The organism is Kitasatospora sp. NPDC059571 (assembly GCF_042735675.1).
Classification (GTDB): Bacteria; Actinomycetota; Actinomycetes; order Streptomycetales; family Streptomycetaceae; genus Kitasatospora.
In genome coordinates, this window is the sequence record NZ_JBHWBW010000201.1 from 1 (window position 1) to 12,900 (window position 12,900).

Genomic DNA, 12,900 nt, shown 5'->3' on the forward strand with positions numbered 1-12,900 from the left:
GCGCGGCCGGTCGTCCGAACGGGTCACGGACGACCGGCCGTGCGGGCCCCGCCGGGGCCTACGTCGCGGTGACCCCGGTCGGCGGCGGCCCCTCGGCGGCGAGCGCCTCCGCCTCCGCGTCGCTGAACAGCCGCGACCGGATCAGGAACCGCACGCCCTCCGGGGCCTCCAGCGAGAAGCCGCTGCCCCGACCCGGGACGACGTCCACCGTCAGATGGGTGTGCGACCAGTACGCGAACTGGTCGGCGCTCATCCAGAACGGCGTGCCGTCCGGGAACCGGGCGAGCAGGACGTCCGCGGCCCCGACCCGGAACTCGCCGCGCGGGTAGCACATCGGGGCACTGCCGTCGCAGCAGCCGCCGGACTGGTGGAACATCACCGGCCCGTGCACGGCCACCAGGACGCTCAGCAGGTCCTCGGCCGCAGGCGTCAGGGCGACCCTGGCGGCCTGCATCAGAAGAAGCCGAGCTTCTGCGCGGAGTAGCTGACCAGGAGGTTCTTGGTCTGCTGGTAGTGGTCGAGCATCATCTTGTGGGTCTCCCGCCCGATGCCGGACTTCTTGTACCCGCCGAACGCGGCGTGCGCCGGGTACGCGTGGTAGCAGTTGGTCCACACCCGGCCGGCCTTGATCTCGCGACCCAGCCGGTAGGCGGTGTTGCCGTCGCGGGTCCAGACGCCGGCACCGAGGCCGTAGAGGGTGTCGTTGGCCAGGTGCAGGGCCTCCTCGACGGTGTCGTACGTGGTGACGGCGACCACCGGGCCGAAGATCTCCTCCTGGAAGATCCGCATGTCGTTGGTGCCACGGAAGATCGTCGGCTCGATGTAGTAGCCGCCCTCCAGGCCGGGCACGGTACGCGGACCGCCGCCGGTGAGCACCTCGGCGCCCTCCTGCCGGCCGATCTCCAGGTAGGAGAGGATCTTCTCGTACTGGTCGTTGCTCGCCTGGGCGCCGATCATGGTGGCCGGGTCGAGCGGGTTCCCGGAGGTGATCGCCCGGGTGCGCTGGACGCAGCGGGCCATGAACTCGTCGTAGATCGACGAGTGGACGAGCGCCCGGGACGGGCAGGTGCAGACCTCGCCCTGGTTCAGGGCGAACATCACGAAGCCCTCGACGGCCTTGTCGAGGTAGTCGTCGTCGGCGTGCATGACGTCCGGCAGGAAGATGTTCGGGCTCTTGCCGCCGAGTTCCAGGGTGACCGGGATGATGTTCTCGCTGGCGTACTGCATGATCAGCCGGCCGGTGGTGGTCTCGCCGGTGAACGCGACCTTGGCGACGCGGGGGCTGGAGGCGAGCGGCTTGCCGGCCTCGACGCCGAAGCCGTTGACGACGTTGAGGACGCCGGGCGGCAGCAGGTCCGCGATGAGCTCGACGACCAGCAGGATCGACACCGGGGTCTGCTCGGCGGGCTTGAGCACCACGCAGTTGCCGGCCGCGAGGGCCGGGGCGAGCTTCCACGCGGCCATCAGGATCGGGAAGTTCCACGGGATGATCTGGGCGACCACGCCGAGCGGCTCGTGGAAGTGGTACGCGACGGTGTCGTCGTCGACCTGGGCGATGCTGCCCTCCTGGGCGCGCAGCGCGCCCGCGAAGTAGCGGAAGTGGTCGACGGCGAGCGGCAGGTCGGCGGCCAGCGTCTCGCGGACGGGCTTGCCGTTCTCCCAGGTCTCCGCGACGGCGAGGGTCTCGATGTTCTGCTCGATGCGGTCGGCGATCCGGTTGAGGATCCGGGCGCGCTCGGCGGCGGAGGTGCGGCCCCAGGCGTCGGCCGCGTTGTGCGCGGCGTCCAGGGCGAGGTCGACGTCGGCCGCGGAGGAGCGGGCGACCCGGCAGAAGGTCGCGCCGGTCACCGGCGAGGGGTTCTCGAAGTAGCGCCCCTCCACCGGGGCGACCCACTTGCCTCCGATGAAGTTGTCGTAGCGCTGGGCGAAGCTGACGATGCTGCCCTCGGATCCGGGCTGCGCGTACACCATGGCGGCTCTCCTCGTCGAAAGACGCGTGCGGGGGCGTCCGGCGGTCGTCCACCGCCGCCGAACGGGGGTCACTCTCACCCCTGGGGGTTGGCGGAAGGTTGGCGACACGCGACGAGGGGGCGCACGGCCGCGCCCAGGGGGCGCCCGGCGGGCGACGGGCGCGTCAGTCGCGCTGCGCCGCGTGCAGCCGTCCCAGGGCGATCGCCCGGCGGCCGTCGCCGGGCGGCAGCAGCCGCACCGCGTGCTCGTGCACCTCGGTGTCGTACGGGGCGAGCCCGCCGTAGCGCAGCGCGGCGTCCGGGTCGGGGCCGGCCAGCACCGCGGCGCGGACGGCGACCTCCAGGAACTCCCGGCGCTCGACCACGCCGGGAGCGTCCGAGTGCGGCAGCAGCGGGCCGGTGTAGTGCCCGAGGGCGGCCGCCGTGTCACCGCGCTCCAGGGCGCGCAGCACGGTGAGGGCGTCGCAGTCGACGGGCTCGGTGAGCCGGTAGCGGCGGGCCGCGACCGCGCCGCCGAGGGCGCGCCGCAGGTGGGAGATCTCGGCCTTCACGGTGGCCGGCGCGACCGGCCGGTCGCCGTAGAGGGCGCTGCGCAGCCCCTCCGCGGAGAAGCCTGCCGGCTCCAGGGCGAGCAGGGTGAGGATCTCCAGCCGGCGCGGTGGGAGGTCGAGCGGGGTGCCGCCACGAGTGGCCGCGGCCCGGCCGAGGCAGCTGAGCCGGACGGCCGGCGGCCCGGCGGGTGCGGCGGGGCGGCCGGTGTCCGGCCCGATCCCGGCCTCGATCGCGGCGACCAGGCCGCGGACGGTGGACAGGGCGAGCGGGTGCGAGCGGTCCCAGGTGGTGGAGAGGTCGAGGGTGCCGAGGATCCGGCCGTCGGGGTGGCGGATCGGCGCGCAGTAGCAGACCCAGCCGTGCAGGGCGGAGACCAGGTGCTCGGCGGAGAACACCGTGCTGGGGCGGCCGGTGCGCAGGGCGAGGGAGAGCGCGTTGGTGCCCATGGCCGGCTCGTCCCAGCGGCCGCCGGGGGCGAAGTTGACCTGTTCGGCGCGGCGCCGCATGACGCGGCCGCCGCAGGTCCACAGGATGGTGCCGGTCTCGTCGGTGACGGCCGCGACGAAGCCGGCGTCGTCGGCGATGCTGCGCAGTTCGCCGGCCAGCCGGTCGACGGGGGCGCGCAGCGGGGAGCGCGCCCAGCGGTCGGGCGCGCCGCCCTCGCCGGACGGGGCGAAGGTGCGGCCCGGGTCGACGGTCGGCCGCGAGCGGAGCCAGGAGTCGGCGACCTCGGGGCGCAGCCCGGCTTCGGCGGGGCGGGTCGCGGGGGCGGGCACCCACTGGGACCACGCGTTCTCGAGCGCCACCCGGCGCCGGCGGAGATCACTGTGCACGGAAGGTCCTTCCCGGCCGCCGCCGCTGGCCGGCCGCCCCGGCCGTCGCGGCCGCACGGCTGTCCTTCCCCGCCCGGCGCCGCCGCTACCCGTCCGGATCCGTCGTGGCCGGACGGCGCCGTGGAACGGGCCCGGTGCTGGGCCGTTCGTACCGCGCACGCGGCGGGCCGGCGGGGCCGGTGGGGCGCCCGGGAGGGGGCCCGCGCCAGGCGTTCAGCCGGTTCACATCTGCGCTCCGTCGGACGGCCACCTCGCCGCCGGTCCGGGACGGAACACATACGGGTGACCCGTCATGAGCCTGACGGCCGCCCGGGCCGGACCGCGGCACGAGCGCACGCGGCCCGTCCACGACCAGGAGAGTCCGCCATGACCACTGCCCCCGCCCGTACGGTCCACTCCCCCGCAGCAGCCGGCCGCGCCCACGCCGGGCCGGCCGTCCCCGCGCCCGCCGCGCCCGCCGGGGCGCCCCCGGCGCCGACCGGGTACAGCATCGCGCTGGCCGACGACGAGGCCGGGGTGCGGGCCGCGCAGCGGCTGCGCCACCGGGTCTTCGCCGGGGAGATGGGCGCCGTCCTGGACAGCCCGCTGCCCGGTCTGGACGCCGACCCGTTCGACGCCTTCTGCGACCACCTGCTGGTCCGGGAGAACCTGACCGGCGAGGTGGTCGGCACCTACCGGCTGCTGCGCCCCGAGGGCGCGCGGCGGGCCGGGCGGCTGTACTCGGACACCGAGTTCGACCTGTCGGCGCTGGCCGCCCTGCGGCCGGGTCTGGTGGAGGTCGGCCGCTCCTGCATCCACCCCGACCACCGCGGCAGCGGCGCGGTGATCAACCTGATGTGGGGCGGCATCGCCCGCTACCTGGCCTCGACCGGCAACACCTGGGTGGCCGGCTGCTGCTCCGTCCCGCTGGCGGACGGCGGCACCGCGGCCGCCGGGGTCCGGGACGCGGTCGTGGCCCGGCACCTGGCCCCCGCGGAGTACCGGGTGCGCCCGCTGCGCCCCTGGGACCACAGTGCGGTCGCCCGGCCCGAGCGGACGGCCCGCAGCGCGATGCCGCCGCTGCTCCGCGGCTACCTGCGGCTCGGCGCCTGGGTGTGCGGCGAGCCGGCGTACGACCCGGACTTCGGGGTGGCCGACCTGTACGTGCTGCTGTCGCTGGAGCGGACCGACCCCCGCTACCTGCGGCACTTCCTGTCCGCCGGGGCGGGATCGTGAGCGGCTGGCTGCCCACCGCGCCGTGCACCCCGGAGGACTGCGTGGCGCCGGCGGGCCCGCCGGTGGGCGCCGCCCTGCGGGGGCTGCGCTGCGCGGGGTGCGCGCTGCTGCTGGTCGCGGGCGTCGTGCTGGCCCCGCTGGTGCGGTGCTGCACGGTGGGGCCGCGCGGGCGGGAGGTGCGGCTGCGGGCGGTCCGCGGGTGGGCGCGGGTGATGCTGCGCTCGTTCGGGGTGCGGCTGGCGGTGGCCGGCGGCCCTGCGGACGGCCCCTCCACGGCGCCCGCCGGGGCTGCGGGAGGGCCGGGGCCGCTGCTGGTGTCCAACCATGTGTCGTGGCTGGACATCCTGCTGCTGCTGGCCGTCCGGCCGGGCCTGATGCTGGCCAAGACGGAGGTACGCGGCTGGCCGCTGGTCGGCCCGCTGGCGGCCTGGGGCGGCACGGTGTTCCTGGACCGGGACCGGCTGCGGTCGCTGCCGGGCACGGTCGAGGAGGTCGCGGCGGCGCTGCGCCGCGGCGAGCGGGTGTCGGCCTTCCCGGAGGGCAGCACCTGGTGCGGGCGGGGCGGCGGACGGTTCCGGCCGGCCCTGTTCGAGGCCGCCGTGCGGGTCGGTGCGGCCGTCGAGCCGGTGGCGATCCGCTACACGGCCGCGGACGGCGGGCCGGCCACGGCGGCGGCGTTCGTCGGCGACGACGCCCTGCTGCCCTCGATCGGCCGGGTGGTGGCGAGCCGGGGCCTGGTGGCCGAGGTGGTCCTGCTGCCGGCGATCCCGGCGGGCCGCCATCCGGGCCGGCGGGAGCTGGCGCTGGCCGCGCAGCGGGCGGTGCGGTCCACTTTGGCGACGCAGGCGCCGGTGCCCGAGCCGGTGCGGACCGCCGCGGCGGTGCCGGTGCAGGCCCGGCGGCGGGTCCGCCTGCCGGCCCGTTCGGCCTGACCCGGCGCCGGCAGGTCTCACCCGGGGCCCGCGTACCCGGCCGCGGCCATGCCGGCCGTGCCGGCCGGGATCGGCTCGTACCCGACGACGTCGAACACGGCCGAGGCGGTGTCGGCGGCGGCGCAGAGCAGGACGAGGACGAGGTGGAGAGCGGGCACGTCGGGCTCCGGGGAGGGCGGGGCCGGCCGGAGGCGACCCGGCCGGCCGTACGGGGCGGGGCAGGAACGGGACGGGCGGGCCGCTCAGGCGGCGATCGAGACGATCCGGCGGACGGTCTCCTGCTCGTCCAGCACCCGCAGCATGTGCCGAGCCACGTCGGCGCGCGGGATGGACCAGCCGCCGCGGACGTTGCGGCCGACCTCCGTCCGGTAGCGGCCGGTGCCGGGCCGGTCGGTGAGCCTGGGCGGCCGGACGACCGTCCAGTCGAGCCCGCTGGCGAGCACGGCCTCCTCCATCCGTGCCAGGTCGGCGTAGTGGGCCGCGAGGATCCGCTTGACCATCGGGTTGAGCAGGTTCCGCATCAGGAAGCCGTCGCCGGGGTCGTGGCGCGGCGGCGCGGGGCGGGCGGGGGTGGCCACCGTGCCGATCGGGGCGGCGCTGACCACGACGATCCGGCGGACGCCGGTGGCGTCCATGGCGCGGATCATCGCCGCGGTGCCGTGCAGCGCGACGCCGGCCTCCGCGCTGGACCGGGCGCCCAGCCCGGACAGTACGGCGTCGGCGCCCGCGACGGCGGACTCCAGCACCTGCGGGTCGGCGTCCGCGAGGTCGGCCCGGACGACCCGGACGCGCTCCGGCGGGCGGCCGTCCGCGTTCAGGCGGTCCGGGTTGCGGACGACGGCGGTGACGTCGTGGCCGGCGGCCAGCGCCTGGTCGAGGATCAGGCGGCCGATGCCGCCGGTGGCGGCGAAGACGGTGAGTTTCACGGTTCCTCCTACGGGAGAGCGGCGGTCCGCCGGGGCAGGCCGGCGACCGTGTCGGCAGTGAACCTGGCCGCACCCGTCAAGATCTGACGCATCGTCAGGTCGTCGGGCGGCCCGTGGGCCGAGGACGGGCGTGCGGGGTGCGGGCCGGGCCTCAGCCGACCCGGGAGAGCTTGTCGGGGTTGGTGACGAAGTAGATGCCGGCGACCTGGCCGCCGTCCGGGGTGAGCTCGACGACGAGCACGCCGAACGGGGTGTCGCCGCGGAACAGCAGCGCCGACGGGTCGCCGTTGGCCCAGGCCCAGCGGACCTCCAGCGCAGTGCCGGCCCGGGCCGGGCCGGTGGCGAGCAGCCGGGCGACCCGCTCCCGGCCGTGCACCGGGCGCAGGCCGGCCGCGATCGCCTTGCCGCCGCCGTCCGCCCAGAGCGTGACCTCGGGCGCCAGCAGCTCCATCAGCGCCTTGAGGTCGCCGCCGCCGACCGCGGCCGCGAACCGCTCGGTGACCTGGCGGCGCAGCCGCGGGTCGGTGCGGTAGCGGGGGCGCCGCGCCTGCACGTGCTCGCGGGCGCGGTGGGCGACCTGGCGGACGGCGGCCGGGGAGCGGTCCAGGATGGCGGCGATCTCGGGGTGGGCGTAGCCGAACACCTCGTGCAGCACGAAGACCGCCCGCTCCAGCGGGGTGAGCGTCTCCAGCACGACCAGCAGGGCCATCGACACCGACTCGGCCTGCTCGGCGAGGTCGGCGGTGCTGACCGGGGCCTCGGCCGGGTCGAGTCCGCTGACCAGCGGTTCGGGCAGCCAGGGCCCGACGTAGCTCTCGCGGCGGCGGCTGACGGCGGTGCGCCGGGCGAGCGCCTTGTTGACCGCGATGCGCACCAGGTACGCGCGGGGGCTCTCGACCGGCGTGAGGCCCGGGTCGCTCTCCCGGCCGGCCCAGGCGAGCCAGGTCTCCTGGAGCACGTCCTCGGTGTCGGCGACGCTGCCGAGCATGTTGTAGACGATCGAGAAGAGCAGCTCGCGGTGGTCGGTGAAGAGCCGGGTCGCCGGGTCCTCGTCGGGGTCCCGGGGGCCGGCCGGGGGTTCGGTCGCGCCGGTGCCGTTCATCGTGGCGCCTCCTTTCGCGGTCGCCAACCCAGAGCGTCCGCGGGGGTCCGGGTGTGACATCGGGCCCGCGGGATGTGAGCGGCGCCACAGCCGGACGATACTGGCCGGTGTGGACGCGACGGTGGTCGACGAGAGCGCGCTGGTGCGCCCGGCCGGGCCGATGGCCGGCCGGGCGGCCTGGTACTCCGGGTACCGACAGGCCGGGCTGGCGCCGGGCCGCCATCGTGGGCTGCCCTCCCCGTACCTGACGCTGATCTTCACCCTGGACGATCCGCTGACGGTGGCGATGCACCCGGAGGAGGGGCGCGGTCCGGCGACGTACGACGCGCTGGTGGGCGGGCTGCACACGGCGCCGGCGCTGATCACCCACCCGGGCCGGCAGTCGGGGGTGCAGGTGGCGCTGGACCCGCTGGCTGCACGGGCCCTGCTGGGGCTGCCGGCGGGCGAGCTGGCGGGCCTGGACCTGCCGGCCCGGACCCTGCTGGGGCCGCTGGCGGGCGAGGTGCGGGAGCGGCTGCTGGCGGCGCCCGACTGGCCGGCCCGGTTCGCGGTGCTGGACGCCGTGCTGGCCCGGGCCGTGCGCAGCGGCCCGGAGCCGCCGCCGGAGGTGCGGGAGGCGTGGCGGCTGCTGCGGCGCAGCGGCGGGCTGGTGCCGGTGTCGGCGCTGGCGGCGGAGGTCGGGTGGAGCCAGCGGCACCTCGCTGCGCGGTTCCGGACCGAGACCGGGCTGTCGCCGAAGGAGGCGGCGCGGGTGGTCCGGTTCGACCGGGCGCGGCGGATGGCGGCGGCCGCGGGCGGCGGCCGGCTGGCCGAGCTGGCGGCGGCCTGCGGCTACTTCGACCAGGCGCACCTGGCGCGGGAGTTCCGCCGGCTGGCGGGTGTTGCGCCGAGCGTGTGGTTGGCGGAGGAGTTCCGATTCGTCCAAGCCGTGCCGGCCGCGGCCGGTGCAGTCTGACCGTGCGGGCGGCCGGCAGGCGGCGGCCCGGGCGGATCCGGAGGTGGACGTGATGAGCGGGACCGGGCAGGACGCGGCGCCGCCGCCGCAGGTGTGGCCGACGCTGCGGGCGAACGACGCGCGCGGGCTGATCGCCTTCCTGGTGGAGGCGTTCGGCTTCGAGGAGACGGCGCTGTACGGCGAGGGCGACCTGGTGCACCATGCGGAGCTGTCGTGGCCGGAGGGCGGCGGGGTGATGCTGGGCTCCGTCCGGGAGGGCGGGCCGGCGGACGAGGGCCCCACGCCGCCGGGGATGTTCAGCGCGTACGTGGTGACGGCCGACCCGGACGGGGTGCACGCGCGGGCGGTGGCGGCGGGTGCCCGGATCACCGACGGGCTGCACGAGACCGACTACGGGTCGCGGGACTTCGCCGCGCGCGACCCGGAGGGCAACCGGTGGTACTTCGGCACCTACCGGGGTGAGCCGCGCCGTGGCTGAGGGCCGGCCCCGGCCGGCCGCCGGACCGCCGGGGCCGGCCGCGGATTTCGACCGGCTGCGGGCGCTGTGCCTGGCGCTGCCGCACTGCACGGAGCGGCCGAGCCACGGCGAGGCGGCCTGGTTCGTCGCCGGGCGGGCGATGTTCGCGACCACTGCGGACCGCCACCACGACGACCGGACGGCGTTCTGGGCGGCCGCCCCGGCCGGGGTCCAGGACCACCTGGTGGCCGCCGACCCGGCCCGGTTCTTCCGTCCCCCGTACGTGGGCGGGCGCGGCTGGATCGGGGTGTACCTGGACGTGCCGGTGGACTGGCAGCAGGTCGAGGACCTGCTGCTGGACGCCTGGCTGCTGGTCGCGCCGGCCCGGCTGCGCGCGGAGGCCGCGGACCTGCGGCGCGCCGTCGGTGATACCGCCGAACGGCCCAGCGAATGACGTCATCGCAGGTGAGAGGCGTTCCTGGCGCCGAGAAGGGTGGCGGTCCGCGGCGTACGATGGTGCCCACTTAGGGCCCTTGCGGCCCCCCACTACGTCCTCCTGGCAGGAGAGAAGGGGGTGGGTCAGGTGGCGATGCCCCCCAGTAGCCCGGCCCCGGGCGACACCCCTCTGGCGACCGGTTCGGGTGCCGGCGAGAAGGGGCTCAAGACGGGCGCGCTCGGCCTGGTCTCGTCGGTCGCCATCGGACTGGCCTCCACCGCCCCCGCGTACAGCCTGGCCGCGACGCTCGGCCTGATCGTGGCCGGGGTGGGGCTGCAGGCGCCGATCATCACGGTGCTGGCGTTCATCCCGATGCTGCTGATCGCCTACTCCTACAAGGAGCTGAACGCCTCCGACCCGGACTGCGGCACCACGTTCACCTGGGCGGCCCGGGCCTTCGGCCCGCGGACGGGGTGGATGGGCGGCTGGGGCATCATCGTCGCCGACATCATCGTGATGGCGAACCTGGCGCAGATCGCCGGCATCTACGGCTTCCGGCTGTTCGGGCTGGACTCGCTGTCCAACTCCACGACGTGGACGACCCTGGCCGGCGTGGTGTGGATCATCGTCATGACGCTGATCTGCTACATCGGCATCGAGCTGTCGGCGGCGCTGCAGCGCTGGCTGCTGGCGATCGAGGTCGTGATGCTGGTGCTGCTGTCGGTGACGGCGCTGGTGAAGGTGTACGGGTCGAGTCCGCCGTCGACCGCGATCCACGTCAGCGGCTCGTGGTTCAACCCGTTCGAGGTGTCGTCGGCCACCGCGTTCACCGCCGGCATCCTGTCCGCGGTGTTCATCTACTGGGGCTGGGACACCGCGGTGTCGGTCAACGAGGAGACCGCGGACTCGGCCCGCACGCCGGGCCGGGCGGCGGTGATCTCGACGGTCCTGCTGCTGCTCATCTACGTCCTGGTGGCGACCTCCGCGCAGGCCTTCGCCGGTGTCGGCGACAAGGGCATCGGGCTAGGCAACGCCGACAACGCGGGCGACGTGCTGTCCGGGCTGGGCGATGCGGTGTTCGGCACGAGCGGGTTCGGCGGGTTCCTGAGCAAACTGCTGATCTTCATGGTGCTGACCTCGTCCGCGGCGTCCACCCAGACCACGATCCTGCCGACCGCGCGGACGAGCTTCTCGATGGGAGCACACCGGGCGATCCCGACCGCGTTCGCGAAGGTCCACCCGCGGCACCAGACGCCGACCTGGTCGACGATCGGCATGGGCGTCGTCTCCATCGCGTTCTACGTCCTGCTCACCGCGATCAGCGGCAACGTGCTGGCCGACTCGATCGCCTCGGTGGGCCTGGGCATCGCCTTCTACTACGGCCTGACCGGCTTCGCCTGCGTCTGGTACTACCGCCGGGTGCTGACCCGCAGCGCCCGGGACTTCATCTTCAAGGGCCTGCTGCCGCTGCTCGGCGGCCTGATGCTGCTGTACTTCTTCTGCTACGGCGCGTTCGACGTGTACGCGGACCCGAACTACGGCTCCACCTCTATCGATCTGCCGATCTTCGGCGAGACCGGCGGCGTGACCGTGATCGGCATCGGCGCGCTGGTGCTGGGCTTCCTGCTGATGCTGGTGCAGTGGGCGGTGCAGGGCTCGTGGTTCCGGCACCCGGACGTGCCGGTCAGCGCGGCGGACCCGGCGGACGCGCCGGCGTCCTGAGCAGCGCGGCGGCCGGGCCGGTCAGGGCGCGTCGGCGCCGGCCGGACCGGCTGCGCCGCCCGGGTCGTCCCGGTCGGCCGCCGTGCCGTCCGGGAAGTGCCACCGGGTCGGCGAGCCGCGGAAGTCGGTGTGCAGCAGCCCGATCGCCTGCACCGGGCGGACCCGGACGGTGGCGTTGACCGCCGGGTCGAGGAAGTCGAGGCCGTAGGCAGTCCGGTACTTGGCGTTGAGCGCGGCGAGGAACGCGGCGATCGCCGGCCGGTCGGCCGTCCGCTCGGCCCGCCCCTCCAGGATCACCGGGTCGCGGGCGTCGTCGGTGGTGACCACGCAGTCCGGCCGCTGCGCCAGATTGTGGATCTTGCGGGACTGCAGGCTGCTGCTGAACCAGAGCGCGCCGTCCAGCCAGACCCCCCAGACCGGCATCACGTGCGGCCGGCCGTCCTCGCGGACCGAGGACACCCAGTAGTCGTGCGAGGCGGCCAGCTGCTGCCGCGCCCACTCCCAGGGCAGCAGGCCGCCGCCCTCGTCCGCGGGCAGGATCCCGTACCCGGGCATGTGCGGCCGGTCGGCCGTCGGCTCGGTCATCGCGCCGCCTCCTCACCGCGGGCGGCAGCCGGGCGCACCGCCCCGCTGCCAGCGTAGGCCCCGGGCCCGTCCGCGGCCCGAGGGCGGCCCGGGGCCGGTCACCAGCGGTCGTGGACCTGGGCGCGGATCCGGCGGTCGTAGAGGTCGCGGACGCCCGCCAGGGTGGCCGGCGGCAGCGGCGGCAGCGCGGCGGCCGCGGCGTTGGCGCGGGCCTGGGAGGGGTTGCGGGCGCCGGGGATGACGGTGGTGACGCCGGGCTGCTGGATGATCCAGCGCAGCGCGGTGCGGGCCGGGGTGAGCCCCTCGGGGGCGAGGGCGGCGAACTCCCCGGCCGCCTCGACGCCGGTCGCGAAGTCCACGCCGGAGAAGGTCTCGCCCTGGTCGAAGGCCTCGCCGTGCCGGTTGTAGGTACGGTGGTCGTCGGCGGGGAAGACGGTGTCCGCGGTGTACCGGCCGCTCAGCAGGCCGGAGGCGAGCGGGACGCGGGCGAGGATGCCCACCCCGGCGGCCGCCGCGGCCGGCAGCACCTGCTCCAGCGGCTTCAGCCGGAACGCGTTGAGGATGATCTGCACACTGGCCGTGCCCGGCCGGGCGATCGCGGTCAACGCCTCGGCGCAGGTCTCCACACTGACCCCGTACGCGGCGATCCGCTCCTCGGCGACCAGGGTGTCGAGCGCGTCGAAGACCTCGTCGGAGGAGTACACCGGGGTCGGCGGGCAGTGCAGCTGCACCAGGTCGAGCCGGTCGGTGCCCAGGTTGCGGCGCGAACGGTCCGCCCAGGAGCGGAAGTTGGCGAGGTTGTAGTGCTCGGGCCGCTGCTCGGCCCGGCGGCCGAACTTGGTGGCGACGAACACCCCGGCGTCCGGACGCCCGCTCAGGTAACGGCCGATCAGCTGCTCGCTGCGGCCGTCGCCGTACACGTCGGCGGTGTCGAAGAGGGTCACCCCGGACTCCACGGCGGCGTCGAGGACGGCGAGCGCGTCCTCCTCCCGGACGTCACCCCAGTCCGCACCGAGCTGCCAGGTGCCGAGGCCGACGACGGAGACCGGACGGCCGGTACGGCCGAGCACGCGCTGTTCCATACGGCGAGCCTCTCATCCGCCCGACCGGCCGGGCGCGAGGGGGGCGGCCCCCGCGAGTCCGGCCGGGCCTCATCCGGCCGGGGCGCCGCGGGGCCGCGGCCGCAGCCCCTCCGCGGCGGCGGGGGGCGCGGGC

At 75.8% G+C, this 12,900-nt stretch carries 14 protein-coding genes; 6 read left to right on the forward strand and 8 right to left on the reverse strand.

Annotated features, from left to right (window positions below; genetic code table 11):
• Positions 1-58 precede the first annotated feature (58 nt).
• From ACFV0G_RS21775 to ACFV0G_RS21785, 3 genes are all read right to left on the reverse strand, one after another.
• Positions 59-454: a DUF779 domain-containing protein gene (locus tag ACFV0G_RS21775; protein ID WP_380550214.1), complete on the reverse strand. Its 396-nt coding sequence runs from the start codon at positions 452-454 to the stop codon at positions 59-61.
• Positions 454-1,971 (reverse strand): aldehyde dehydrogenase, encoded by a 1,518-nt coding sequence (adh, locus tag ACFV0G_RS21780; RefSeq protein ID WP_380550217.1) that lies wholly within the window; start codon positions 1,969-1,971, stop codon positions 454-456. Before adh ends, ACFV0G_RS21775 begins: the two co-directional genes overlap by 1 nt.
• Before the next feature lie 163 nt (positions 1,972-2,134).
• On the reverse strand, positions 2,135-3,355 hold the full coding sequence (locus tag ACFV0G_RS21785) for a GAF domain-containing protein (RefSeq protein WP_380550220.1): 1,221 nt from the start codon (positions 3,353-3,355) through the stop codon (positions 2,135-2,137).
• Positions 3,356-3,721: 366 nt separating this feature from the next.
• Here ACFV0G_RS21785 and ACFV0G_RS21790 point away from each other — a divergent pair, with 366 nt between their 5' ends.
• Together ACFV0G_RS21790 and ACFV0G_RS21795 are read left to right on the forward strand one after the other, a co-directional pair.
• The gene (locus ACFV0G_RS21790; RefSeq protein ID WP_380550223.1) at positions 3,722-4,570 is read left to right on the forward strand and encodes a GNAT family N-acetyltransferase; all 849 of its coding nucleotides are present in this window, start codon (positions 3,722-3,724) and stop codon (positions 4,568-4,570) included.
• A complete protein-coding gene (locus ACFV0G_RS21795) occupies positions 4,567-5,502 on the forward strand; it encodes a lysophospholipid acyltransferase family protein (protein WP_380550226.1) in 936 nt (311 codons plus the stop codon). Before ACFV0G_RS21790 ends, ACFV0G_RS21795 begins: the two co-directional genes overlap by 4 nt.
• A 17-nt stretch (positions 5,503-5,519) precedes the next feature.
• Here the strand turns inward: ACFV0G_RS21795 and ACFV0G_RS21800 are convergent, their stop codons facing one another.
• From ACFV0G_RS21800 to sigJ, 3 genes are all read right to left on the reverse strand, one after another.
• Positions 5,520-5,660 carry a hypothetical protein gene (locus ACFV0G_RS21800; RefSeq protein ID WP_380550229.1) on the reverse strand — a complete coding sequence of 47 codons (141 nt, stop codon included), beginning with the start codon at positions 5,658-5,660 and terminating at the stop codon, positions 5,520-5,522.
• A gap of 84 nt (positions 5,661-5,744) precedes the next feature.
• Positions 5,745-6,428 (reverse strand): NAD(P)-dependent oxidoreductase, encoded by a 684-nt coding sequence (locus ACFV0G_RS21805; protein WP_380550232.1) that lies wholly within the window; start codon positions 6,426-6,428, stop codon positions 5,745-5,747.
• 151 nt (positions 6,429-6,579) lie between these two features.
• Positions 6,580-7,530 carry an RNA polymerase sigma factor SigJ gene (sigJ, locus tag ACFV0G_RS21810; RefSeq protein WP_380550234.1) on the reverse strand — a complete coding sequence of 317 codons (951 nt, stop codon included), beginning with the start codon at positions 7,528-7,530 and terminating at the stop codon, positions 6,580-6,582.
• Between the two features lie 109 nt (positions 7,531-7,639).
• Here sigJ and ACFV0G_RS21815 point away from each other — a divergent pair, with 109 nt between their 5' ends.
• The 4 genes from ACFV0G_RS21815 (at position 7,640) to ACFV0G_RS21830 (ending at position 11,100) form a co-directional block, all read left to right on the forward strand.
• Positions 7,640-8,485 carry a helix-turn-helix domain-containing protein gene (locus tag ACFV0G_RS21815; RefSeq protein ID WP_380550237.1) on the forward strand — a complete coding sequence of 282 codons (846 nt, stop codon included), beginning with the start codon at positions 7,640-7,642 and terminating at the stop codon, positions 8,483-8,485.
• A 52-nt stretch (positions 8,486-8,537) separates the two neighbouring features.
• Entirely contained in the window at positions 8,538-8,963 is a 426-nt protein-coding gene (locus ACFV0G_RS21820) for a VOC family protein (RefSeq protein WP_380550240.1), read from the forward strand.
• Positions 8,956-9,396, forward strand: a complete 441-nt coding sequence (locus ACFV0G_RS21825) for an MmcQ/YjbR family DNA-binding protein (RefSeq protein ID WP_380550244.1) — start codon at positions 8,956-8,958, stop codon at positions 9,394-9,396. The genes ACFV0G_RS21820 and ACFV0G_RS21825 overlap by 8 nt, the downstream gene beginning before the upstream one ends.
• A gap of 135 nt (positions 9,397-9,531) precedes the next feature.
• Positions 9,532-11,100: an APC family permease gene (locus ACFV0G_RS21830; protein WP_380550247.1), complete on the forward strand. Its 1,569-nt coding sequence runs from the start codon at positions 9,532-9,534 to the stop codon at positions 11,098-11,100.
• A gap of 21 nt (positions 11,101-11,121) precedes the next feature.
• Here ACFV0G_RS21830 and ACFV0G_RS21835 read toward each other — a convergent pair whose 3' ends face one another.
• Together ACFV0G_RS21835 and ACFV0G_RS21840 are read right to left on the reverse strand one after the other, a co-directional pair.
• Positions 11,122-11,685: a pyridoxamine 5'-phosphate oxidase family protein gene (locus tag ACFV0G_RS21835; RefSeq protein WP_380550250.1), complete on the reverse strand. Its 564-nt coding sequence runs from the start codon at positions 11,683-11,685 to the stop codon at positions 11,122-11,124.
• A 98-nt stretch (positions 11,686-11,783) separates the two neighbouring features.
• Positions 11,784-12,767, reverse strand: coding sequence for an aldo/keto reductase (locus ACFV0G_RS21840; protein ID WP_380550253.1), 984 nt, complete (start codon positions 12,765-12,767; stop codon positions 11,784-11,786).
• Positions 12,768-12,900 lie beyond the last annotated feature (133 nt).

Excerpts from the sequence above, each read along its gene's own strand:
- ACFV0G_RS21835 (WP_380550250.1), bottom strand. The coding sequence starts at position 11,685 with ATGACCGAGCCGACGGCCGACCGGCCGCACATGCCCGGGTACGGGATC.
- ACFV0G_RS21775 (WP_380550214.1), bottom strand. The coding sequence starts at position 454 with ATGCAGGCCGCCAGGGTCGCCCTGACGCCTGCGGCCGAGGACCTGCTG.
- ACFV0G_RS21820 (WP_380550240.1), top strand. The coding sequence starts at position 8,538 with ATGAGCGGGACCGGGCAGGACGCGGCGCCGCCGCCGCAGGTGTGGCCG.
- ACFV0G_RS21830 (WP_380550247.1), top strand. The coding sequence starts at position 9,532 with ATGCCCCCCAGTAGCCCGGCCCCGGGCGACACCCCTCTGGCGACCGGT.
- ACFV0G_RS21840 (WP_380550253.1), bottom strand. The coding sequence starts at position 12,767 with ATGGAACAGCGCGTGCTCGGCCGTACCGGCCGTCCGGTCTCCGTCGTC.
- adh (WP_380550217.1), bottom strand. The coding sequence starts at position 1,971 with ATGGTGTACGCGCAGCCCGGATCCGAGGGCAGCATCGTCAGCTTCGCC.
- sigJ (WP_380550234.1), bottom strand. The coding sequence starts at position 7,530 with ATGAACGGCACCGGCGCGACCGAACCCCCGGCCGGCCCCCGGGACCCC.
- ACFV0G_RS21790 (WP_380550223.1), top strand. The coding sequence starts at position 3,722 with ATGACCACTGCCCCCGCCCGTACGGTCCACTCCCCCGCAGCAGCCGGC.